A 24,129-nucleotide genomic window follows, 5' to 3' on the forward strand; every position below is an offset into this window, starting at 1 on the left:
AACCTTGTGAACATCACTGACTCAGTGGGCGAATTGATCAACTTCGCTCGTCAGCACTCGCCCTATTACCGCGAACACTTTGCCGAAGTCCCTGGACAAGTCGCGTTGCTCACCGAGCTACCGATCATTGATCCCGACGAATTCTGGCGTCACAGCGAAACCCTCGACCTGTGGCCGGTATTGACCGACTCAGCGCAGGGGGCACTGGTATTCAGAACCGGCGGTTCCACCAGTGCCGGGAAACTCTCTGTTTACAACCGGGATGAATGGCGGCGCCTGGTCGGCGATTTCGGCAGCGCCCTCAGTGTGCAATTCAACCCGGGAGACCGGGTGGCCAATCTGTTTTTTGCTGGCGACCTGTATGCCAGCTTCCTGTTCATCCACGATTCATTGGCACATGTGCGTGTGGACATCACTGAGTTTCCGTTCACCGGCGACATCGATTCTCAGGTATTGGCGCAATCCATCCAGCAGCATCGGATCAACGTGCTTGCAGGCTTGCCGGCACATCTGTTGACCTTTGCCGCCTGGCTTGAGCGTCGCAAGCAAACCTTGCCGGTTGTCGACACGCTGCTCTACGGCGGCGAAAGTCTGTTTGATTCACAGCGCCAGATTCTCAACCTGGCGTTTCCCAACGCGCGCATCGCCTCCATCGGCTACGCCAGCGTCGACGCCGGTTTCATCGGCAGCAGTCAGCGCGACTGCGCCGAGGGCGAGCATCGAATGCATGAAAATCACGCCATCCTGGAGATCATCGACGAATACACCGGAAAGGTGATCGAGTCTTGCGATGAAGTGGGTTTGCTCGTTCTGACCAGCCCCCACCGGCGCTTGATGCCGCTGATTCGATACCCGGTAGGCGACCGCGCCTGTTGGCGAGAACCGCTCGGCACTGCGCAGCGAAAATTCGCGATCAAGGGGCGCAGCGCCAGCAGCCATCGGGTCCGAGTGGGCATTTTGTCGCTGGTCCCCCAGGAAATCGCCGAACTGATACGCCGCGACGCTGCCTGTGACGACTGGCAACTGGTGATTGAACAGGTCGCGCTCAAGGACGTGCTGACGCTCAAATGGGTGCCAACTGCACAGTCTCCCGACCGCGCCGACGTCAATCGGCAACTGGAAACCGCAATGCTTGAGCTTTATCCGTTGATCACGCAATTACGGGCGGATCATTTGCTGGAACTGCACATCCAGTGCTGCACGCATGAGGATCTGCCACGACATCCCCGTTCGGGCAAATGCCTGCGCGTGCTGGACTTGCGTCGTTATGGACACAAGGATCAGGAGGGTCCGGATGGAACCGCTGATTCTGCGTAATTATCGCGCCAGCGATGCCACGGCGGTCAGCCGGTTGTTCCGCGAGGTATATGGCGATCTTTATGTGCAACCGCACGTTTACCTGCCGCAGATGATCAACCAGAACCACGCCCACGAGCGCTGGTACTCGCTGGTCGCCGTGGTCGACGGGCAGATACGCGGACACGCCACCCTGTTTCGCGACACAGGCGCCTGCACGGCCGAATTGGCATTGAGCGCCGTCCATCCTGATGCCCGGGGACAAAATATTGCCACACGTCTGAGCCAGCAACTGCTGACCCACGCGCAAGCAATGGGTTGCCACGACGTGTCCATCAAACAGGTCACTCACCACCCGTACACGCAACGCATGGCCGCCAACCTCGGTTTTCATAACACCGGGCTGTTGCCGGACTACGTGCCCTCGCCGTTTGGTAGCTCAACGCCGGAATCGATTGTCGTGGGATGTCGCATCATCGACGGGTATCAACGCCCGTTGCCACGGCAGAGCTGGCCGTCTGCTTACCGCAGTTTCATGGAACATTTATGTGATGTATTCGGCACGCAAGAGCAACGATTTTACTGGCGTGGCCCCGCGATTCAGCTGGAACAACACACCAATCGTTACGACATCCTGCTCAAAGCCCTGCGGCCCGATCTGCTCGAGCAGCTAAGGGGATTGCCGCAGCAATGGCTGGTGTCGATCCGGCTCGGATTGTCACCGCAATTTACCTGCGACCTGAACAGACTGGCTGCAATCGGATTTGTCTTTACCGGGCTGGCACCCGTCGAGGGTAAGGAGGGAGGATGGCTGGCGCTGTTTCACCGGGGTTACCGGCGGGGAAAACTTGAGTTGCACTGCCCGCAGATGCAGCAGTTACACGATCAGGCACAACAGCAAGTCGTGCCTCACCTGAACAAAGTAGCGCTGTGACTTGAGCGTACCGCGATCTTGCTAACTGACCCGCTCACCTTGAGTGGGTCATTGTCTGGCGGCTCAAGCCCTGGCTTTGATGCCGTCTTTATTGGGAAGCGGCGCGTTGCCTTCCCCATAGGTTTTCAGGTTTTGCAGGACGTAAATCGCTTTCTTGAATTCGGGGATCAGATTTTTGCCGTACGCATTGCCATTGAGACCATTGTTCTGGATCGCATCAAGCTGAGTCGCGAAATACTCCAATGCGTTGAATTTGACATCAATGTCCTTGGTCACGCCGAAACGATCGAACTTGTCACCAGCATTCAGCAAGGTGAAAGACGTGATTTCGGAGATCAGCCCTCGGCTACGCAGCATCGCCGCCAGGTTACCCATCTGTTTTACCGAGACGTTCGCGGGGTCAAAGCCCTTGATGTTTTTGCGCAGGCCTTGCTTGTCCATCTCGGCTGTATTCAAAGCGTTGGGATCGTTACCGACCATGGTCAGCATCTGCTGCACCTTGACGCTCTGTGCCACCTGTTTCTTCGCGCCAGTATTACGCACCATGACGCCAGCCTTGCTTTCCCAGCCGCCGACAATGCCAATCGTCATGAGAAAACTCCCTGTGAAATGAACATGAAATATCCTTGTTGAAGCACTCGAATGCTGGGGAGTATCCACCGGCTCACTGATGGCACCAACCCTTTTTGTGCACTCACTTACAATTCTCGTACATTCTCGATACAAATCAGCAGACCTCCGTGGATGCTGGCTTTCAAGCCCTTCATCACGCCGCGACCGGTAGAAATTCACTCCGGTGCCATGGCTGGTTAATTCCTGTGTATCAGGTTCGATACCGACCAGTCATCGGCCTTCCGCTTTTTAGCACGCCGGTACCTAAAGCTTCTGACGGCAACGACGATACCTAGTGATACCCGCACTGTTTATGCCTCCCGCCCCTAATAAGAATCGCAGCTCAAGGACCGGTTTCCATGCCCGCATTCCGCACTATTCAGGCTCGCTACACGCTGTTTCTGGTTCTGTTCATGCTGCTGTTGTCAGTGCTGACCGTGGTCGGTATCAGCCAACTGGTAGCGCCCAAACTGCGTCATACCGAAGAACAAGTGGTGCTCAACCGCATTGCCGAAGTCGCGGAGCAGATTCAGGGCGAGTTGAACAAGGTTCAGGCGCAACAACGCAGCATCACCCAGACCATCCCGCTGCTCGACAGCGCGGCCATCGACACGGTATTGCCGGGCCTGGTGGATCAATACGGCGAACTGAAAGTGTTTGGCGGTGGTATCTGGCCGCTACCCGGCCAGCGTGAAGCCGGACGCAACAAGTTCAGCACCTTCTGGCATCGCGATGCCTCGGGCAAACTGGCTGTCAACACGTTCTGGAACAGTGATGCGGCGCCCAACTACTACGACCAGACCTGGTACAAGGGCGGCATGGCCACCCCGCGCGGCCAGTGCGCATGGGCGGCGGCCTACAAGGACGACGCCAGCGCCGAGCCGCGCACCAACTGCGCCATGGCCATCCAGAAAAACGGCAATGCCTGGGGCGTGTCGACCATCGACGTCACCCTGGGTTTCTTCAACGACCTGGTGGCCCGCAAGGAAAAAGACCTCAACGCCGAAATGCTCATCGTCGAGGCCGATGGAAAAATCATCAGCAACAGTTCGCGCATCAGCGGACCGATCGTGCTGAAGAACATCAGCGAACTGGCTGCCAGCTCGACCTTCGCCAGCCAGGTCAAGGCGGGCCTGCAAAGCCGCGATCAGGCGCAGCGCGTCGAATTCGACAACAACGGTGAAGCCAGCACCTTCTTCATGCGCCCGATCGAGGGCACGCCGTGGTTCCTCGCCACTGCTCTGCCGACCAAAATGCTCACCGCTCAGCGTGACGATGTGCTCAGCACCCTGAGCCTGTTGCAGATTCCGCTGGTGATTCTGTTAGTGCTGTTGCAGATCTACGCCATCCGTCAGCTGGTTTCGCGCATGAAAGCGCTGAAAGCCAACATCGACCTGCTGTCCAGCGGCGATGCCGACCTGACTCGACGCATCACCATCCGCGCCGAGGACGAACTCGGCGCCATCGGTCATTCGGTCAATACCTTTATTGCCTATCTGCAAAACATGATCGGTGAAGTCACCCAGGCCACCGGCGCCATGGCGTCGAGCCTCGACAACCTGCAACGTACCTCGACGCATACCAGCCAGATTCTGCTGCGTCACGCTTCGGAAACCGATCAGACCGTCACCGCCATCACCGAGATGAGTTCGACCGCCGAAAGCGTGGCGCAGAACGCTGCTGAAACCGCGGCGTTCACCCAGCGCGCCAACGAAAACGCCGACCGTTCGCGGGTGGTGGTGGGCGAGGCGACTAACAGCGTGGTTGCGCTGATCGATGAAGTGGCCAGTGCCACCCATAAAGTCGAAAACATGCAACAGGACGCTCAACGCATCACCGAGATTCTCGGGGTGATCGGCGCGATTGCCGGTCAGACCAACCTCCTGGCCCTCAACGCCGCCATCGAAGCGGCACGCGCCGGTGAACAGGGTCGCGGCTTCGCCGTGGTGGCCGATGAAGTACGCGCCCTCGCCGCCCGGACCCAGGCCAGCACTTCGGAAATCAACGAGATGTTGAAGCGCCTGACCCAAGGGGTCAGTTCGTCGGTCAGCGCCATGGAAAACACTCAAGCCAGTTGCCAGTCGGCGGCCGACGCCACGGCACGGGTCAACTCGGGGCTGGATGAAATGGCCGGTTCCGTCAGCCATATCAACAGCCTCAGCACGCAAATCGCCACCGCCGCCGAGCAGCAAAGTGCGGTGACCGAAGAGATCAACCGCAGCATGGTGCAGATTCGCCACATGGTTGATGAACTGGTTCAAAGCGGCCAGGCCAGTGAACTCAACACCCGCCAGTTGCTTGAAGCCAACAGCCGCGTGAGTGCGATCATGGGGCGCTTCAAGGTCAGTTGATTCACCTCAATCTCATGTAGGAGCTGCCGCAGGCTGCGATCTTTTGATGTTGCTTTTAAAAGATCAAAAGATAGCAGCCTGCGGCAGCTCCTACCCACGATCGCGTGCAACCTTACGGATTTGTCATCTCTCGCTCATGGGGCTGTCAGGGTTGATCTACGATTATCCTGCCAGCCTGCCTTGTAGCAACTTGAAACACTGAGTTGATGCCTGGCAGGAAAAACCGGTCAAAATACGTTCTTTTTGACCGCCACCCGAGTCGAGAGTCCGTCATGCGAACCCACCTGCGTCTGGTCGCCCTGAGCGCCCTGTTCATCTCCTCCCTGGCCCAGGCTGTCGACCTGATTCCCATCGAAGTCCATCGCGACGCTAATTGCGGCTGCTGCAAAAAATGGATCAGCCACCTAGAAGCCAACGGTTTCAAAGTCGAAGATCACGTTGAAACCGACATGAGCAGCTTCAAGCAACAACACGGCGTGCCGCCACGGCTTGCCTCATGCCACACCGCAATCATCAACGGCAAATTTGTCGAAGGCCATGTCCCGGCGGAGCAAGTGCTGGCCCTGAGCAAGCGTGACGATCTGCTGGGTGTTGCCGCACCGGGCATGCCGATCGGCTCGCCGGGCATGGAAATGGACGGTATGAGCGATGCTTATCAAGTGATTGGTCTGAAAAAGGACGGCGCTGACGTCGTAGTGGCGGACTACCCGGCTCGTTGATGGGCGCGGCTTACACAGGACTGTTCTTTGCCGCCTTCGGCGCCGCGACGTTGCTGCCATTGCAATCCGAAGCCCTGCTGGTCGGGTTGATCGTCAGCGACCGTTACTGGCTCTGGGGATTGTTGGCGGTGGCGACGGTGGGCAATGTGCTCGGCTCGCTGGTCAACTGGTGGCTGGGTTGCAGCCTTGAGCGATTTCAGGATCGGCGCTGGTTTCCGGTCAGCGCCAGACACATGGAAACCGCACGCAAGCACTATGAAAGATACGGCCATTGGTCACTGCTGCTCAGTTGGTTGCCGATTATTGGCGATCCGCTGACGTTGGTTGCCGGGGTGATGCGCGAGCCGCTCGGGCGCTTCCTGTTGATCGTCACCCTCGCCAAAGGCGCGCGGTATGGCGTGCTGGCCATGCTGACGCTGGGCTGGATCGGTTGAACCATCATCGCCGCACATTGCCTGTGTTTAACGTCGCCCTAATCCCGCCGTTCCAGCATCGGCCGATTTCAATGGAGTTAGCCCTTATGTCTGTCACGTTATCCCGTTGGCTGCCCGGCCTGTTCCTGACTGCCGCCCTGCCGCTGTTTGCCCATGGCGCCACGCAAACGACAGCACCCGCCGAAGGTCCGGCGTATGGGCCACAGCTGCAAGGCTTCGAATACCCCTACACGCTTAAACACTTCGATTTCCAGTCTCAGGGCAAAACCCTGCAGATGGGTTACATGGATGTCGCCGCCCTCGGCAAGGCCAACGGTCGCACCGTGGTGCTGATGCACGGCAAGAATTTTTGCGCAGCCACCTGGGACAGTTCGATACAGGCCCTGAGCGAGGCCGGTTACCGGGTGATCGCGCCAGATCAGATCGGCTTCTGCACCTCCAGCAAACCGGACAACTATCAATACAGCTTCCAGCAACTGGCAACCAATACCCAGCAATTGCTCAAAGCGCTGGGCATTCAGAAAGCCACCCTGCTTGGCCATTCCACTGGCGGCATGCTCGCCACGCGTTACGCGCTGCTGTTCCCGGAGCAGGTGGACCAATTGGCACTGGTCAACCCGATTGGTCTGGAAGACTGGAAAGCCCTCGGCGTGCCGTATCGAACGGTGGATCAGTGGTACCAACGGGAATTGAAAGTTACCGCCCAAGGCATTCGTGACTACGAGCGCACGACTTACTACGATGGCCGCTGGAAACCTGAATTCGACCGCTGGGTCGACATGCTCGCCGGCCTGAGCAAAGGCCCGGGCAAGACCCAGGTGGCGTGGAACTCGGCGCTGATCTACGACATGATTTTCACCCAGCCGGTGTACTACGAGTTCAAGGACTTGAAGATGCCGACACTGTTGCTGATCGGCACCTCCGACACCACGGCCATCGGCAAGGACCTCGCGCCACCTGAGGTGAAAGCGAAAATCGGTCACTATGAGGTGCTTGGTAAACAGGTCGCCAAACTGATCCCGCAGTCGACTCTGGTTGAATTCCCCGGCATGGGCCACGCGCCGCAGATGGAAGAGCCGGCGAAGTTTCACCAGGCCCTGCTCGGCTGGCTGAACAAAACCAATCCCGTTGATTGATGAGGTAAGGCTGATGGCGGTGCAGATTGCGGTGATCGATGACTGGCAGGACGTGGCGCGGGACGTGGTCGACTGGTCGGTGCTCGATGGCATCGGTGAGGTGACGTTCGAGCATGATTACCCGGCGGACAATGCCACGCTGGCCAAACGTCTGGGCAAGTACTCAGTGATCTGCGTGATGCGCGAACGCACGCGTTTTGACGAAGACCTGCTCAAGCGTTTGCCCAATCTCAAGTTGTTGGTGACCGGCGGTATGCGCAACGCAGCGCTGGACATGCAAGCCGCAGCGGCGCTGGGCATCAGGATCTGCGGCACCGACAGCTACAAACACGCCGCGCCGGAACTGACCTGGGCATTGATCATGGCCGCCACGCGCAACCTGCTCAATGAAGCCAACGCATTGCGCGCAGGCGTGTGGCAACAAGGCCTTGGCGGCGATTTGCATGGCAAGACGCTGGGCATCCTCGGCTTGGGCAGCATCGGGCAACGGGTGGCGCAGTTCGGGCAGGTATTTGGCATGCGCGTTATCGTCTGGAGCGAAAACCTCACGGCCGAGCGCGCGCAACAAGCCGGCGTGACCTATGTCAGCAAGCAACAATTGTTTGAGCAGGCGGACGTGCTTTCCGTGCATCTGGTGCTCAGCGACCGCAGTCGTGGGCTGGTCAATGCGCAGGCATTGGCCTGGATGAAGTCGACTGCTCTGTTGGTGAACACCGCCCGCGGCCCGATTGTCGATGAAGCAGCGCTGATCAAGGCCTTGCAGAAACAACAGCTCGGCGGCGCGGCGCTGGATGTGTTCGATCAGGAACCGCTGCCAGCGCTGCACCCGTTTCGCACACTCGACAATGTGCTGGCGACCCCGCATGTGGGGTATGTGAGTCGGCAGAATTATCAGCAATTCTTTTCGCAAATGATCGAGGGTATTCAGGCTTGGACGGCGGGCGACTCAATACGTCTGCTCAACTGAGATCCCCTGTAGGAGCTGCCGCAGGCTGCGATCTTTTGATTTTGAACCCGGAAACAAGGATCAAAAGATCGCAGCCTTCGGCGGCTCCTACATAGGGCAAGGTGATCGGCTTATCAACAAACTCCCCGCACCACAACAGTGCGCCTACCTTCCTAGCTAGCACGAAAACGTGACCGTCCGGTCACCGTTTTGACCCTTTCAGGCAAAAAAACCTGCCCTTCGTCGGTGCGTTTCCCTCCACATCCCTACCCTCGCAACACCACGTAACCGATTGTCGAACAATTTACCCATTTGCTCTGGCCCGCTCTAGGATCTGGCCTAGACTCATTTTCGCGGGGTAAAAACTGTCGGTCACAAACTCGAAAAAAAGTCGAAACTTTTGCGGAGCCCGGCGGGTCATCTCAAAGGTAGGGCTGAAGCGAGTGGTGCAATCCTTGCAATGGCCTCTCCACCCATTCTGCTTTGCGCGTGTTGGGTAGCGTTTGCTCCCCACTGCGCGGTGCGTTTGCGCCCGGCCACAGGATTTGGCCATGAACATCGTTTGTTTGAGACAAGAATCAGATCAAAAACACGGGAGATTCATATGATCAGTGCGGCATTGGACATTCAGGGAGAACGTGCTCAGCAGTCGATAGGCGAAGCGAGCACCGTCAGCATTCCCGGCAGCCGGTCGATCAACGTCCCGAGCAGCAAAACACTGACACCGGTAGCCAGTCAGAATCCCAACAAGAAAAAAGTATTGTTCGTGACCTCGGAAATCGCCGATCTGGTGAAGACCGGCGGCCTGGGTGACGTGTCCGCCGCCCTGCCCCGCGCCATGGCGCATCTGCACGACGTCCGGGTGTTAATCCCCGGTTACCCGCAGGTGATGCACAGCGAGAACCCTATCCACATCATCGGCGAACTCGGCGGCCATGCAGCGCTGCCGCCGTGCAAGATCGGACGCATGGATATGCCCGACGGGCTGGTGATCTACGTGTTGATCTGCCCTGAACTCTACGAGCGTGAAGGCTCGCCCTACGGCGCCAACAACGGCCGCGACTGGCCGGACAACCACATTCGCTTCGCACGTCTGGGCCTGGCCGCTGCCGATATCGCCGCCAACCTCGCACAAATTCACTGGTGCCCGGACCTGGTGCACGCCCATGATTGGCCCGCTGGCCTGGCGCCTGCTTACATGCACTGGCGCGGTCAGCGTACGCCAACCCTGTTCACCATCCACAACCTGGCTTATCAAGGCGTGACCAGCCTGGGCTCGTGCCCTGAACTCGGCATCCCGAACCATGCCCTGCAACAGGAAGGCATGGAGTTCTACGGCAAGATGTCGTTCCTCAAGGCCGGCATGGCTTATTCGAGCCACATCACCACGGTCAGCGCGACCTACGCGCAGGAAATCACTACCCCGGATTTCGGCTGCGGTCTCGACGGTTTTCTCGCCGCCAAAACCCAGCAAGGTTTGCTCAGTGGCATTCCCAACGGCATCGATGAAAGCTGGGATGCCGCAACCGACCCGCACCTGTTCGCGCCGTTTGCCATCGGCGACTGGGAAGGCAAAGCGGTCAACGCCGCGCACGTTCGCCAATTGTTTGGCCTGAAAGATTCCACTGGCCCGCTGTTCGCTGTGGTGTCGCGCCTTGTTTATCAGAAAGGCCTGGACCTGACCGAGGCTGTCTCCGAGTACATCGTGCAGAACGGTGGGCAGATCGCAATCATCGGACGTGGCGAGCCGGAAGAAGAACAGGCCATGCGTGAACTGGCGTTGCGCTTCCCCGGCCAGATCGGTGTGCGCATCGGCTTCAACGAAACTGACGCACGCCGCATGTTTGCCGGCAGCGACTTCCTGTTGATGCCTTCGCGTTATGAGCCTTGTGGCCTGAGCCAGATGTATGCGCAACGCTTTGGTTCGCTGCCCGTAGCGCGCAATACCGGGGGTCTGGCCGACACCATTGAAAATGGCATGACCGGGTTCCTCTTCGACGAATCCACGCCTGAAAGCTATCGCGAAGCGCTGAGCCGCGCGTTCAAGGTTTTCGCTTTCCCTGAACTGCTCAACGCCATGCGTTGCCGCGCCATGGCTGCGCCGTTCAACTGGTGCAAAGCGGTCGAACCGTACGCTGAACTTTACGAAAAACTGGTCGCCAAGGCACTGGGTAAGGCTCACCACAAATAAGCAGGGAGTTTTTTAACGATGCCGTTACGGACCCAAGAGAACTGGCCCCACGGCGCGATCAAGCTGGACGCCGAACACACACAATTTGCGCTGTGGGCACCTGACGCGTTTTACGTCAGTGTAGAACTGGACAATGGAGAGTCGCTGCCGATGCTGCCTCAGGCAGACGGCTGGTTTGTGGTCAAGACCCGCTGTCCGGCGGGCACTCGCTACCGTTACAACATTGATGGCGAACTGGAGGTGCCCGACCCGGCCTCCAGGGCTCAGGACGGTGACATCGATCGCCACAGTGTGGTGGTCGACCCTCTCGCCTATCAATGGCAACATCTCGCCTGGCACGGTCGCCCGTGGCACGAGGCGGTGATTTACGAACTGCACGTTGGCGCGCTCGGCGGCTTTGCGGCGGTTGAAACGCATCTTGCGCGACTGGCCGAAATGGGCATTACTGCTATCGAACTGATGCCGATTGCGCAGTATCCCGGCGATCGCAATTGGGGCTACGACGGCGTCTTGCACTACGCACCGCAAGCGTCCTACGGCACGCCCGAACAGCTCAAACACCTGATCGATACCGCCCACGGCCATGGTCTGGCGGTGATTCTCGACGTGGTCTACAACCACTTCGGCCCCGACGGCAATTATCTCAACCGCTATGCCAAAGGCTTTTTCCGCGAGGACAAGCACACGCCGTGGGGCGCCGGGATCGACTTCCGCCGCCTGGAAATCCGTGATTTTTTTATCGAAAACGCTTTGATGTGGCTGCTGGAATACCGCTTCGACGGGTTACGCCTGGACGCGGTGCATGCCATTGAAGACCCGCAATTCCTGCGCGAACTGGCGCGACGCATCCGCCAGCAGGTCGATCCTTCCCGGCACGTCTGGCTGACCGTGGAGAACGAATTCAACCAGTCGAGCCTGCTCGAAGAGGACTACGACGCGCAGTGGAACGATGATGGGCATAACGCCCTGCACGTGCTGCTGACCGGCGAGACCGATGCGTATTACGCCGATTACGCGCTGCAACCGACCGAGCAACTTGTGCGCTGCCTGAGCCAGGGCTTCGTGTTTCAGGGCCACATCACCCGCCATGGCGAGCCTCGGGGTGAACCGAGCGAACATCTTCCTTCGACCGCTTTCGTGCTTTTCTTGCAGAACCATGACCAGATCGGCAACCGTGCCTTTGGAGAACGCCTGCACCAACTGGCCGACCCTCGAGCCTTGCAAGCCGCTACCGTGTTGCTGCTGTTGTCGCCGATGATTCCGCTGATGTTCATGGGCGACGAGTTCGCCGCCGAACAGCCGTTCCTGTTTTTCACCAGCCATCATGGCGAACTGGCGGAGCTGGTGCGCGAGGGCCGGCGCAATGAATTCGCCGCGTTCAGCGCCTTCGCCGATCCGCATAAACGCGAGCAGATTCCCGATCCCAATGCCGAGCAAACCTTCCACGCCTCGCAGCCACAGCTGATAGACGGCGGCACCGCGCAACAGCAGGAAACCCTCGCGCTGTACCGGCAACTTCTGCAATTGCGCCATCAGCACATCATTCCGCACCTCAGTGGCACACAGGCCCTTGGCGCGCAAATGCTGGGTTATGCGGCCGTCAGTGCGCGTTGGCGTTTGGGCGATGGCAGTGAGCTGCGAATCGACCTGAACCTCAGCGATACCGCAGTGGTCAACCCTCCACGTACCGGCGCGGTGTGGCTGTTTCAAAAGCCGCCCGCCGTCGAAGTGTCGGATGAAGGCCTGCTGCCACCGTATTGCGCGCTCGTCAGCCTCACGGCCGCAACCCCCTTGCAACCTCTGAATGGAGAGCGCCTATGAGCGATGCGCAACTGGAAATTCTTGCCAGCCGAGCCGGCCTTGCCGTCGACTGGATTGACGCCAACGGGCGGCCACAAAAAGTCGCCCCGGCGGTGCTGCGCAATGTTCTGATCGGCCTCGGCCACCCCGCCAGCACGGCGCTGGAAATCGATGCCAGCCTGCTTGAATTGCAAAAAGTCCAGCAAGACCGCCATCTGCCCCCGCTGCTGACCAGTGACGTGGGCGTCAGCGTTGATCTGGCACGCTTTTTCAAACCCGAAACGCCGTGTGAAATCCACCTTGAAGACGGTTCGCGGATGAACCTGAAACTCGATTCCGAAGCCATGCTGCCTGGCGTGGTCCCGGTCGGCTATCAGCAAGTGCACATTGACGATCAGTACTTCACGCTGGCCGTGGCGCCGGAACGCTGCTTCAGTGTCGGCGATGCGGTCGACAACCCGCTCCCCCGCGCCTGGGGTCTGAGCGTGCAATTATATGGCCTGCGTCGGGCTGGCGACGGCGGTTTCGGTGATACTCAGGCCCTGGAAGAACTGGCCAGGGTCGCCGGCGAGCGCGGTGCCGATGCATTGGCGATCAGCCCGATGCACGCGATGTTCAGCGCCGACACCGGGCGATACAGCCCTTATTCGCCGTCCAGTCGCTTGTTTCTGAATTCCCTGTATGCCGCGCCCGGCACGATTCTCGGCGAACGCGCCCTGCGCGATGCTATCGACAGCGCAGGCCTGGCGGCGCAGTTCGCGCAACTCGAAGACCTGAAACTGGTCGATTGGCCAGCCGCCGCCGACGCCAAACAAAAACTGCTGCAAGCCTTGTATGAAGGCTTTGTCGCTGGCGATCATCCGTTGCACCCCGACTTCGCCAGTTTCCGTCACGCCGGTGGCGATGCGCTGGAAAACCACTGCCGCTTTGAAGCCATTCAGGAAATGCGCGCCGCCCGTGGCGAGAGCCTTGACTGGCGCGAATGGCCCGAGCACTGGCACGACCCGCGTGGCGCTGCCCTCGGAGCATTCGCCGAAGAGTATGCCGAGCGCATCGGCTACTTCGCCTTTTGCCAATGGCTGATCCACCGCTGCCTGGAACGCGCCCAAACCGCTGCGCGCAGTGCAGGCATGGGTATTGGCCTGATCGCCGACCTGGCGGTCGGTGCCGATGGCGGTGGCAGTCAGGCCTGGAGTTTTCAGGATGAGCTGCTCGCCTCGCTGACAGTTGGCGCGCCGCCCGACATCCTCAATCGTTCCGGTCAGGGTTGGGGGATTTCCGCATTTTCTCCCGAAGGTCTGATTCGCAATGGCTTTCGTGCATTCATCGAAATGCTCCGTGCCAACTTCGCCCATGCCGGCGGCCTGCGCATCGACCATGTCATGGGCCTGCAGCGGTTGTGGGTGATTCCCAATGGATCGGCGCCGGCCGACGGTGCGTACCTGTATTACCCGGTGGATGATTTGCTGCGTCTGCTCACCCTTGAGTCGCACCGCCATCAAGCCATCGTCCTCGGTGAAGACCTCGGTACCGTGCCCGACGGCCTGCAGGAAAAACTCATCGCCCGCTCCATACTTGGCATGCGCGTGCTGTTGTTCGAACAGAACAACACCCATTTCAAACCGATTCTCGACTGGCCGGACAACGCACTGGCGACTACCAGCACGCACGACCTGCCGACGCTCAACGGCTGGTGGCATGGCCGCGATATCGACTGGAACGCCCGCTTGGGTTTTGTCGATGCCAATGGCGAAATCGAATGGCGTCGCTACCGCCAGCGTGAGCGTGAAGGCTTGCGCGGTGCCTTGAGTCAGGACCCGCAGAATTTTCGCGAAGAATCCCACGAAGCCGATCAAATCGTCGACGACGCCGTGCGTTACCTGGGCCATACCCGCGCCCCGCTGGTGCTGCTGCCGCTAGAGGATGCGCTGGGCATCGACGAGCAAGCCAATCTGCCGGGCACCATTGACACGCACCCGAACTGGTCGCGGCGATTGCCCGGCAACAGCGAAGCATTGCTTGACGGTGCGGATGCCGCACGGCGTCTGGAACTCTTGGCGTGTGCGCGCCTGCAAGCTGCCGAGCGTGACCAATGAGCCAAGCGAACATACAACCGTTGCGCGCCACCCTGCGACTGCAATTTCATAAAGGCTTCACCCTCGAACAAGCCGTGCCACTGGTGCCGTACTTTGCGCGCCTCGGCATCAGCCACATTTATGCCTCGCCACTGCTCGCCGCGCGCGCCGGTTCGATGCACGGCTATGACGTGGTCGACCCGACACAAGTCAATCCGGAACTAGGTGGCGAGCCTGCGCTGCGCCGCTTGGTCAGTACCCTGCGCGAACACGGCATGGGGCTGATCCTCGACATCGTCTCCAACCACATGGCGGTCGGCGGCAACGACAATCCGTGGTGGCTGGACTTGCTGGAGTGGGGCCGTCTGAGCCCTTACGGCGAATTCTTCGACATTCAGTGGCACTCGCCGGACCCTTTGATGGAAGGCCAGTTGCTGTTGCCGTTTCTGGGCAGTGATTACGGTGTCGCGCTGCAAGAGGGCACGCTCAAGCTGCAGTTCAATGCGCAAACCGGCGGCTTTTATGTCGAGCACTATGACCATCATTTCCCGATCTGCCCGAACGATTACGGCGAGCTGCTCAAATCCGAAGAAGCGCTGAAATCCCTGGCCGACCGTTTCAGCTCGCTCAGCTACCAGACCGATGCTCATTCGCTGGCCATTCCTCTGAAAGAAGAGCTTCGGCAATTGGAAAGCGAGCCGCAGATTCTCGCAGCCATTCACAGCAATATGGCGCATTACGACTCCACCACCGAAGAAGGTTTCCAAAAGCTGCATCAGTTGTTGGAACGCCAGAGTTATCGCCTGGCCAGTTGGCGCACGGCGGCGGATGACATCAACTGGCGGCGCTTCTTCGACATCAACGAACTGGGCGGCTTGCGCGTCGAGCGTCCGGCGGTCTTCGAAGCGACTCACGGCAAAATCTTCCAGTTGATCGCCGAAGGTTTGGTGGATGGCCTGCGCATCGACCATATCGACGGCCTCGCCGACCCGCGTGGTTATTGCCGCAAACTGCGCCGCCGTGTCGATCTGCTCGCGCCGGGGCGGCATCTGCCGATCTACATCGAGAAGATCCTCGGTGCCGGCGAAACCCCGCGCCGCGACTGGGCGGTGGATGGCACCACCGGTTACGAGTTCATGAATCAACTGTCGCTGCTGCAACACGATCCCGACGGTGAGCACGTGCTGGGCGACTTGTGGCAACGCCGCACCGAACGCCCTGCCGCGTTCATCGAAGAGGCGCAACTGGCGCGTCAGCAGATCCTCAACGGCTCGCTGGCCAGCGATTGCGAAAGTGTCGCGCAGGCGTTACTGCAAGTGGCCCGCGATGACTTGATGACCCGCGACCTGACCCTCGGCTCGATCCGCCGGGTCTTGCAGGCGTTGATCGTGCACTTCCCGGTCTATCGCACCTACATCAGCGCGATGGGCCGCTCCGCTCAGGATGAGGTGTTTTTCCAGCAGGCCATGGACGGTGCGCGGCAGACCCTCGGCGAAGGCGACTGGCCGGTGCTCGACTGCGTCGCGGCCTGGCTCGGTGGCACGCCGTGGCGGCAGAAGCCGCGCGGGCGTTCACGCAAGATCCTCAAGCACGCTTGCGTACGCTTCCAGCAACTGACTTCACCGGCAGCCGCCAAAGCCGTGGAAGACACGGCGCTGTATCGTTCGGCCGTGTTGTTGTCGCGCAATGACGTCGGCTACAACACCGAACAGTTCAGCGCACCGGTCAGCGATTTCCACGAGATCAATCAGCAGCGTCTGGAGCAGTTCCCCGACAACCTGCTGGCCACCGCCACCCACGATCACAAACGCGGCGAAGACACCCGCGCGCGCCTCGCTGTTCTCAGCGAGCGCAGCCACTGGTACGCCGAACAGATCGAACTGTGGCGCGCCCTCGCCCGCCCGGTGCGCAGTGACGATCAAATGCCGTCGACCGGCGATGAGCTGATTCTCTATCAAGCCCTGCTCGGCAGTTGGCCGCTGGATCTGCACGATGGCGATCAGGCCGGATTGGCTGACTACGCCAAACGCATCTGGCAATGGCAGCAGAAAGCGTTGCGCGAAGCCAAGCTGCAAAGCAGTTGGAGCGCTCCCAATGAAGCCTATGAAAACGCCGCGCAGTCGTTCACCGAAAAACTGCTCACCGGCGAAGAAGGCGAACTGCTGCGCGCGGCCCTGCACAAGACCGTCAACAGCATCGCCGCCGCCGGCGCGCTCAACGGTTTGGCGCAGACTTTGCTGCGCATGACCGTACCGGGAGTGCCGGATTTGTATCAGGGCAACGAGTTCTGGGACTTCAGCCTGGTCGATCCGGACAATCGTCGGCCGGTGGATTACGCCGCTCGCGAGCACGCCCTGCAAGCGGCGTTACCGGTCGGGGAGTTGCTGCACGATTGGCGTGACGGGCGCATCAAGCAGGCCTTGATTGCCCAGGTGCTGAACCTGCGCGTCGAGCATGCCGAGTTGTTCCGCCGCGGCTCGTATCAGGCCCTGGAGGTGCTGGGCAGCCAGGCGCACAACGTGCTCGCCTTTGTCCGCGAACATGCAGGGCTGCAAGCTATCGTCATCGTGCCGATTCGCTGCGCGAGCTTGCTGGAAAACAGTGCTGTACCGCAGGTCGATGCGCTGCGCTGGGGCGATACGCGAGTGGTTTTACCGTTCGCCGCCTCTGACACAAACCTGAAGGGACTTTTTGCAACCCGCGCAGTCACAAAAAACAGGGAGTTGAAAGTCAGCGACGCGCTGGGGGATGTCCCGGTCAATCTCTATATCCAACACTTAACCTAAGCGTGAGTTCAGTTCAGGAGTATTGCGATGAGTACCGACGATAAACGCATTCGCGAGTTCGCCTATCAGATCTGGGAATCTGAAGGTCAGCCGCAAGGCCAGGAAGAACGTCACTGGGAGATGGCGCGCAAACTGGCCGAGGCCGAAGCACTGGCGCCGAAAAAATCGCCCAAGGCTGCCGGCAGTAAAACCGCTGGCAAGTCTGCAACCACCAAGACAGTAGACAGCAAAACCGCAGCGGCAAAACCTAAAGCGGCGTCCAAGGCCAAGCCTGCAAGCGCTGCCTCGGTGATCCCGCCGGGCGAAAAAGCCGCCGAGAAAAAACCGCGAGCCGCACGCAAGCCCCCGGCGAACTGACGCTCTTCCGAGTATTGAACTGAACGACCGTGTGGCGAGCGTGCTCGCCACCGAGGGCTCACTCGCCCTGAAAAAAGCACACAAACACCTGTGGGAGCGAGCCTGCTCGCGAAGACGTCGGTACATCCGACATCGCTGTTAGCTGACCTACCGCCTTCGCGAGCAGGCTCGCTCCCACAGGGGCTTGTGTAAAACGAACTACCCGAATTTTGCAGGAGCAATCATGACCCGTCCAAATAAAGCCGAGCCCGCCACACACGCCGAGCCATCGAGAATTCGTGAGGGTCTGCCCTTCCCGCTCGGCGCGACCTGGGATGGCTTGGGGGTGAACTTTGCCCTGTTCTCCGCCAACGCCACCAAGGTTGAACTGTGCATCTTCGATGATGCCGGCGAAGTCGAACTCGAACGCATCGAACTCCCGGAATACACCGACGAGATCTATCACGGTTACCTGCCCGACGCGCACCCGGGGATGATTTACGGCTACCGCGTTTATGGCGCGTATGACCCCGCCAACGGCCACCGCTTCAACCACAACAAACTGCTGATCGACCCCTACGCCAAACAATTGGTTGGCGAACTCAAATGGTCGGAAGCGCTGTTCGGCTACACCATCGGCCACCCTGACGCCGACCTCAGTTTCGACGAACGCGACAGTGCGCCATTTGTACCCAAGTGCAAGGTCATCGATCCGGCGCACACCTGGGGCAACGATCAGCGCGTCAGCGTGCCGTGGGACAAAACCATCATCTATGAGACCCATGTGCGCGGCATCAGCATGCGGCACCCATCGGTGCCGGAAAATGTGCGCGGCACCTTCGCCGGTTTGATGAATGACGATGTGCTCAAGCACATTCGCAGCGTCGGGGTGTCGTCGGTGGAGTTGCTGCCGATCCACGCTTTCGTCAACGACCAGCATCTGCTGCACAAGGGCATGACCAATTACTGGGGTTACAACAGCATCGCGTTCTTCGCCCCTGACCCGCGTTATCTGGCCAGCGGCAAGATCGCCGAGTTCAAGGAGATGGTCGCTCACCTGCACGAAGCCAACCTCGAAGTCATCCTCGATGTGGTCTACAACCACACCGCCGAGGGCAACGAGCAAGGCCCGACCCTGTCGATGCGCGGTATCGACAACGCGTCGTACTACCGCCTGATGCCGGATGACAAACGCTATTACATCAACGATTCCGGCACCGGCAACACCCTGGACCTGAGTCACCCTTGCGTGCTGCAAATGGTCACCGACTCGCTGCGTTACTGGGCCAGTGAGATGCATGTCGACGGTTTCCGCTTCGACCTGGCGACCATTCTCGGTCGCTATCACGACGGGTTTGACGAGCGTCACAGCTTCCTCGTGGCCTGCCGTCAGGACCCCGTGCTGCGTCAGGTGAAAATGATCGCCGAGCCTTGGGACTGCGGCCCCGGTGGTTATCAGGTCGGTAACTTCCCGCCGGGCTGGGTCGAGTGGAACGACAAGTTCCGCGACACCGTGCGTGCGTTCTGGAAAGGTGACGACGGCCAGGTAGCCGACTTCGCCGCCCGCATGACCGCATCCGGCGAGATGTTCAACCAGCGTGGACGGCGGCCGTATTCGTCGGTGAACTTCATCACCGCCCACGACGGCTTCACCCTCAATGATCTGGTGTCGTACAACGACAAGCACAACGAGGCCAACGACGAGAACAATCAGGACGGCAGCAACAACAACCTGTCGTGGAACCATGGCGTCGAAGGCCCGACCGACGATCCCGAGATCAATGCCCTGCGCCATCGGCAGATGCGCAACTTCTTCGCCACCCTGCTGCTGTCCCAAGGCACCCCGATGATCGTCGCCGGTGACGAATTCGCGCGGACTCAAGACGGCAACAACAACGCATATTGCCAGGACAGTGAAATCGGCTGGGTCAATTGGGACCTGAGCGAGGACGGCAAAGCCCTGCTGAAATTCGTCAAACGCCTGATCAAGTTGCGCCTTGCTTACCCGATCCTGCGCCGTGGCCGTTTCCTGGTTGGCGAATACAACGAAGACATCGGCGTCAAGGACGTGACCTGGCTGGCACCCGATGCCACCGAGATGACCACCGAACATTGGCACGACGCCAATAACCGTTGTCTGGGCATGCTGCTCGATGGCCGCGCGCAGGAAACCGGCATCCGCCGCAAGGGCGCCGATGCGACCCTGCTGCTGGTGGTCAACGCCCACCACGACGTCGTCAACTTCACCTTGCCGGAAGTGCCTGAGGGCAGTTTCTGGACGTGCATGATCGACACCAATCAGCCGTCGATCCGTGGTCAGGAACGATTCGACTTCGGCCACGAGTACTCGGTCACCGGGCGTTCGCTGCTGCTGTTTGAACTGCAACGTGATGAAGAAGATTGATATGGACTTGCAAAACTACCTCGCCCGCCGCCCCCCAGACTACAGCGATACCTTAGCGCTGGGTGGTTGCTTGCGGGCGATGGTCGAGGCAGGGCTCGACCGCTTGCCGCTGCCGGGCAGCGGTCACACGCTGCAGCGGTGGCAGCATCTGGCCAATGTCAGCGGCCACGATCTGGGGCTGTGCAAACTCTATGAAGGCCACACCGACGCGCTGGCTATCATTGAGCAACTGGGCGGTTCGCCAACGCCAGGCAGCACGTGGGGCATGTGGGCGGCAGAACCGCCGCAGGCGCGGGTGCAAGTGAGACCCGCCGGGCACTTGGTCACGTTGCATGGACGCAAGGCCTGGTGTTCTGGCGCCGCCGTTCTCAGCCATGCGCTGCTTACTGCGTGGGACGCCGATGATCAACAGCAACTGGTTGCGGTCGCACTCGATCAACCGGGCGTGACCGTCACCGATCAGGGCTGGCAAGCGGTTGGCATGGGCGCTACCGGTAGCGTCGAAGTGTTGTTCGACGGCGCCGAAGCCCAGGCCATTGGTAATCCTGGCGACTACCTGCAACGTCCGGGGTTTTGGCAGGGCGGGATCGGCATCGCCGCCTGCTGGTATGGCGCGGCACGGCAGATTGCCGAAGTGTTGCGCCAACAGTGCACGCAACGACAGGAACCCCACGCCCTCGCCCACCTCGGCGCAGTCGATACGGCGTTGCAGGCGGCCGCTGATGTGTTGCGTTTCAGCGCCTTGCACATCGATGCGCATCCGGAAGAGAACGCCGAACTCCTGGCCCGTCGCGCCCGCGCCGTGGTCGAACAGTCGGCTGAGCAGGTGATTCGCGAAGCTGGCCGCGCGCTGGGCGCCGGACCGTATTGCAAGGATCGGCATTTCGCCCGCCTCATCGCCGACTTGCCCGTGTTCCTGCGACAAAGCCACGCCGAACGCGACCTCGCCGCCCTCGGCCAAATAGTTGCCGCGCAATCTGCCGAGGCCTGGTCGCTATGAACGCCGCGCAGAAAGACAATCCGATCGTGGGTCACGGCACGTCCCTGCAGCAATGGCAGAACTCGCGGCATCTGGCGGAACTGGACAGCATCGATATTCTCAAGCTTGTGCCTGCGGGCGCCCGGGCGGTGATCATTGCACCGCACCCGGACGATGAAGTGCTGGGCTGCGGCGGCATGTTGCAACTGCTCGCCGCCGCCGACCGTCCAGTGCAACTGATCTCGGTCACCGACGGCTGCGCCAGTCACCCCGGCTCGGAGCGCTGGCCGGTGGAGCGTTTAAGCGTGATTCGTCCGCAAGAGTCCGCCGAAGCCTTGCGCCGGCTCGGCATGCAGATGCATCAACTGAAATGGCTGCGCGGTGGTTTCGCCGACACCCAGGTGGCCGCTCAGGAGTCTGCATTGAGCGACTTTATCGAGCGCTATCTACGTCCCAGCGATGTGGTGTTTACCACTTGGCGTGAAGACGGCCATTGCGACCACGAAGCCGTCGGCCGCGCCAGTGCCGACGCTGCGCGCAGGGTCGGGGCAAGCTGCCACGAACTGCCCGTGTGGACGTGGCACTGGGCAACCCCCGAAGACGCGGTCGTGCCGTGGCAACGAGCACGCAAGATTCTGCTGACGCCTGAACAAGTCGCACGCAAACGCCACGCAGTGCACGCCTTTGCCAGTCAACTGGAAGGTGATCCCGCCGCCGCACTCGCCCCGGTCCTGGCGCCGCATATTCTCGAGCGTCTACTCCAACCCTTCGAAGTGGTGTTTTTATGAGCGTCGAGGATCGATATTTCGAAGGCCTGTTCGCAGATAACGATGACCCTTGGGCTTTCCGCGAACGCTGGTACGAACAGCGCAAACGCGCGATTACCCTCGCGGCGTTGCCTCGAGCGCACTATCGGGCGATTTTCGAACCGGGCTGTGCCAATGGCGAGTTGAGCGCAGAACTGGCCAGCCGTTGTGACCGACTGTTGTGCTGTGACACGGCGAGTGCTGCGGTGAAACTGGCGAAAACCCGATTGGGCTTGTTTGATCACGCCGAAGTCCGCCAGAGCCGCTTGCCCGGCGACTGGCCGGAGGAAAAATTCGACCTGATTGTATTTAGCGAAATCGGCTACTACCTCGATGGCAGTGATCTGACAGAGGTGATCCGTCGGATCAGCGATTCACTGACGGCCGACGGGCAATTGCTGGCCTGTCACTGGCGCCCGCCCATTGAAGGCTGCCCGCTGAACGCACGGCAGGTTCACGATCTGATTCACGAACAATTGCGGCTGCCGCGTGTGGCGCTGCACCAGGAGTCGGACTTCATTCTCGAGGTGTGGAGCCGCGAACCGCGCTCGGTGGCGGCATTGGAGGGCTTGCGATGATTGGCATTCTGATCCCGGCGCACAACGAAGAAGACCTGCTCGACGAATGCCTGAGTGCGGCCATACGCGCCAGCCAGCACGGTTTGCTCGCTGGTGAGCGAGTCGAAGTGCTGGTGGTGCTCGACAGCTGCACTGATCGCTCGGCGCAAATCGTCAGCCGCTATCCAGTGCAGAGTCTGCACATCGAGGCCCGCAACGTCGGCCAGGCCCGCGCCGCCGGAGCCCAACTGTTACTGGAGCGCGGCGCGCGCTGGATCTCCTGCTCGGATGCTGACAGCCGGGTCGCCGATGACTGGCTGGTGGCTCAACTCGGGCTGGGCGCGGACGCGGTGTGCGGCACGGTCACCGTTGAGCGCTGGCATGAGTCGTTCGATGAAGCGGCGCAAATCCACTATCACCGAAACTATCGGGCCTGCGATGGTCATCGGCATATCCACGGCGCCAATCTGGGCATCAGTGCTGACGCCTATCGATGGGCCGGAGGCTTTAAACCGCTGGCGTGCGACGAAGATGTGCAACTGGTCCGGGAGCTGGAACTGGTCGGCGCCAATATCGCCTGGAGTCATCGCCCGCAGGTTCACACCAGCGCTCGCCTGGACAGTCGGGCCCGCGGCGGCTTTGGCGACTATCTGCGTCATCTGGCACAGTTGGACGCAAAAAAACCGGATCAGATTGATCTGTGACGCGACGAATCTGAATTCATGGGCAATACTCCTGTGCGCGGCAATCCAGGATTCGGAGCGCTGCCAGGCAATCAACCAGCCTTCAGGGGTCGACCACGTCGGATTTCATGACGGTGAGCGCGATCGAGGGCGAGACAAACAAGGACGTCACACCCATGAAACCGTTATCGCTAACTGAAGGTCCTTCGTCGGCGCAAATCTGGAATAGCGCGGCGCAACTCGACAACATCCCCGTCATCAACACCCGCAGCCTGGTACCCACTGGCGCACGCGCGGTGATCATTGCGCCGCATCCCGGCGACGAAGTCGTGACCTGCGGCGGCCTGCTGCAATTACTTTCAAGCCTGGGCCATCCACTGCAATTGCTCTCGATCACCGATGGCAGCGCCAGCCATCCCGGTTCGCAACAATGGTCGGAAAAACGCCTGAGTGTATTCCGCCCGCAGGAAAGCGTCGAAGCCCTGCGCCGCCTCGGCTTGCCGATGCACAGCCTGAAATGGGTGCGCGGTGGCTTCACCGACAACGCCCTGAGCGATCAGCACAGCCAGTTGACCGAGTTCATCGGCCGTTACCTGCGGCACGGCGACGTGGTGTTCAGCACTTGGCGCGGCGACGGCAACAATGACCATGAGGCAGTCGGTCGCGCCGCCGCCGAAGCCGCAGAACTGGCCGGGGCGACCTTCCACGACGTACCCGTCTGGGCATGGCATTGGCCAGAGCGCGACCAGCAATTGATCCCCTGGCAGCGAGCTAGAAAACTGCGCCTCGACACCTGGACGGTCGCCCGCAAAAGCCACGCCACCCACGCTTATGCCAGCCAGCTCAAGGGCGAACCGGCACTCGGCATCGCACCGATGCTGCCACCGGTGATTCTTGAGCGGATGCGATTGCCGTATGAGATTGTTTTCGTCTGACTTATCACTCGCGCGCGAATGACCATTCGTCGGCACCTGTCAGATCTGACAGGTGCGCAATCCTCCCATTCAGCGCGTAATGACTCCGGTCCCTAACCGACCGGAGTACCTCACCCATGTCCGCCAACGACCTGCCCGAAAACAGCAAC

Annotated in this window: 19 protein-coding genes; 18 read left to right on the forward strand and 1 reads right to left on the reverse strand. The window is 60.2% G+C overall.

The genetic code is table 11. The features are described from left to right. The first annotated feature begins 6 nt into the window (after positions 1–6). Both JJD74_RS13045 and JJD74_RS13050 read left to right on the forward strand, forming a co-directional pair. Entirely contained in the window at positions 7–1,317 is a 1,311-nt protein-coding gene (locus tag JJD74_RS13045; RefSeq protein WP_200614429.1) for a phenylacetate--CoA ligase family protein, read from the forward strand. Beyond that, on the forward strand, positions 1,295–2,230 hold the full coding sequence (locus JJD74_RS13050; protein WP_200614431.1) for a GNAT family N-acetyltransferase: 936 nt from the start codon (positions 1,295–1,297) through the stop codon (positions 2,228–2,230). Before JJD74_RS13045 ends, JJD74_RS13050 begins: the two co-directional genes overlap by 23 nt. Before the next feature lie 63 nt (positions 2,231–2,293). Here the strand turns inward: JJD74_RS13050 and JJD74_RS13055 are convergent, their stop codons facing one another. Next, positions 2,294–2,821 (reverse strand): hypothetical protein, encoded by a 528-nt coding sequence (locus JJD74_RS13055; protein ID WP_042559018.1) that lies wholly within the window; start codon positions 2,819–2,821, stop codon positions 2,294–2,296. Between the two features lie 380 nt (positions 2,822–3,201). Between JJD74_RS13055 and JJD74_RS13060 the strand changes: the two genes are divergently transcribed. From JJD74_RS13060 to JJD74_RS13135, 16 genes are all read left to right on the forward strand, one after another. Continuing rightward, positions 3,202–5,193, forward strand: coding sequence for a methyl-accepting chemotaxis protein (locus JJD74_RS13060; protein WP_115148059.1), 1,992 nt, complete (start codon positions 3,202–3,204; stop codon positions 5,191–5,193). A 272-nt stretch (positions 5,194–5,465) separates the two neighbouring features. Then, positions 5,466–5,912, forward strand: coding sequence for a DUF411 domain-containing protein (locus JJD74_RS13065; protein WP_200614434.1), 447 nt, complete (start codon positions 5,466–5,468; stop codon positions 5,910–5,912). Further along, positions 5,912–6,346 carry a YqaA family protein gene (locus tag JJD74_RS13070; protein ID WP_200614436.1) on the forward strand — a complete coding sequence of 145 codons (435 nt, stop codon included), beginning with the start codon at positions 5,912–5,914 and terminating at the stop codon, positions 6,344–6,346. Before JJD74_RS13065 ends, JJD74_RS13070 begins: the two co-directional genes overlap by 1 nt. A gap of 86 nt (positions 6,347–6,432) precedes the next feature. Then, positions 6,433–7,482: an alpha/beta fold hydrolase gene (locus JJD74_RS13075; protein ID WP_047300959.1), complete on the forward strand. Its 1,050-nt coding sequence runs from the start codon at positions 6,433–6,435 to the stop codon at positions 7,480–7,482. 13 nt (positions 7,483–7,495) lie between these two features. Continuing rightward, entirely contained in the window at positions 7,496–8,449 is a 954-nt protein-coding gene (locus JJD74_RS13080; RefSeq protein WP_200614439.1) for a D-2-hydroxyacid dehydrogenase family protein, read from the forward strand. Positions 8,450–9,032: 583 nt separating this feature from the next. Further along, the gene (gene glgA / locus JJD74_RS13085) at positions 9,033–10,619 is read left to right on the forward strand and encodes a glycogen synthase GlgA (RefSeq protein WP_042559011.1); all 1,587 of its coding nucleotides are present in this window, start codon (positions 9,033–9,035) and stop codon (positions 10,617–10,619) included. 18 nt (positions 10,620–10,637) lie between these two features. Next, on the forward strand, positions 10,638–12,440 hold the full coding sequence (gene treZ, locus JJD74_RS13090) for a malto-oligosyltrehalose trehalohydrolase (RefSeq protein WP_115148060.1): 1,803 nt from the start codon (positions 10,638–10,640) through the stop codon (positions 12,438–12,440). Continuing rightward, positions 12,437–14,515, forward strand: coding sequence for a 4-alpha-glucanotransferase (malQ, locus tag JJD74_RS13095; protein WP_200614441.1), 2,079 nt, complete (start codon positions 12,437–12,439; stop codon positions 14,513–14,515). Before treZ ends, malQ begins: the two co-directional genes overlap by 4 nt. Next, complete coding sequence (locus tag JJD74_RS13100; RefSeq protein ID WP_200614444.1) at positions 14,512–17,280, forward strand: malto-oligosyltrehalose synthase; 2,769 nt, start codon at positions 14,512–14,514, stop codon at positions 17,278–17,280. Before malQ ends, JJD74_RS13100 begins: the two co-directional genes overlap by 4 nt. A 27-nt stretch (positions 17,281–17,307) precedes the next feature. Then, on the forward strand, positions 17,308–17,637 hold the full coding sequence (locus JJD74_RS13105; RefSeq protein WP_200614446.1) for a DUF2934 domain-containing protein: 330 nt from the start codon (positions 17,308–17,310) through the stop codon (positions 17,635–17,637). Between the two features lie 223 nt (positions 17,638–17,860). Continuing rightward, on the forward strand, positions 17,861–20,020 hold the full coding sequence (gene glgX / locus JJD74_RS13110; RefSeq protein ID WP_042559006.1) for a glycogen debranching protein GlgX: 2,160 nt from the start codon (positions 17,861–17,863) through the stop codon (positions 20,018–20,020). A 1-nt stretch (position 20,021) separates the two neighbouring features. Further along, the gene (locus JJD74_RS13115) at positions 20,022–21,020 is read left to right on the forward strand and encodes an acyl-CoA dehydrogenase family protein (RefSeq protein ID WP_200614448.1); all 999 of its coding nucleotides are present in this window, start codon (positions 20,022–20,024) and stop codon (positions 21,018–21,020) included. Next, complete coding sequence (locus JJD74_RS13120) at positions 21,017–21,787, forward strand: PIG-L deacetylase family protein (protein ID WP_200614450.1); 771 nt, start codon at positions 21,017–21,019, stop codon at positions 21,785–21,787. Before JJD74_RS13115 ends, JJD74_RS13120 begins: the two co-directional genes overlap by 4 nt. Beyond that, positions 21,784–22,383, forward strand: coding sequence for an SAM-dependent methyltransferase (locus JJD74_RS13125; RefSeq protein WP_200614451.1), 600 nt, complete (start codon positions 21,784–21,786; stop codon positions 22,381–22,383). The genes JJD74_RS13120 and JJD74_RS13125 overlap by 4 nt, the downstream gene beginning before the upstream one ends. Next, entirely contained in the window at positions 22,380–23,066 is a 687-nt protein-coding gene (locus tag JJD74_RS13130; protein ID WP_042559002.1) for a glycosyltransferase, read from the forward strand. Before JJD74_RS13125 ends, JJD74_RS13130 begins: the two co-directional genes overlap by 4 nt. 155 nt (positions 23,067–23,221) lie before the next feature. Then, complete coding sequence (locus JJD74_RS13135; protein ID WP_200614454.1) at positions 23,222–23,980, forward strand: PIG-L deacetylase family protein; 759 nt, start codon at positions 23,222–23,224, stop codon at positions 23,978–23,980. The last annotated feature ends 149 nt before the right edge of the window (positions 23,981–24,129 follow it).

The organism is Pseudomonas sp. MF6776 (genome assembly GCF_016613125.1).
Taxonomy (GTDB): Bacteria; Pseudomonadota; Gammaproteobacteria; order Pseudomonadales; family Pseudomonadaceae; genus Aquipseudomonas; species Aquipseudomonas iridis.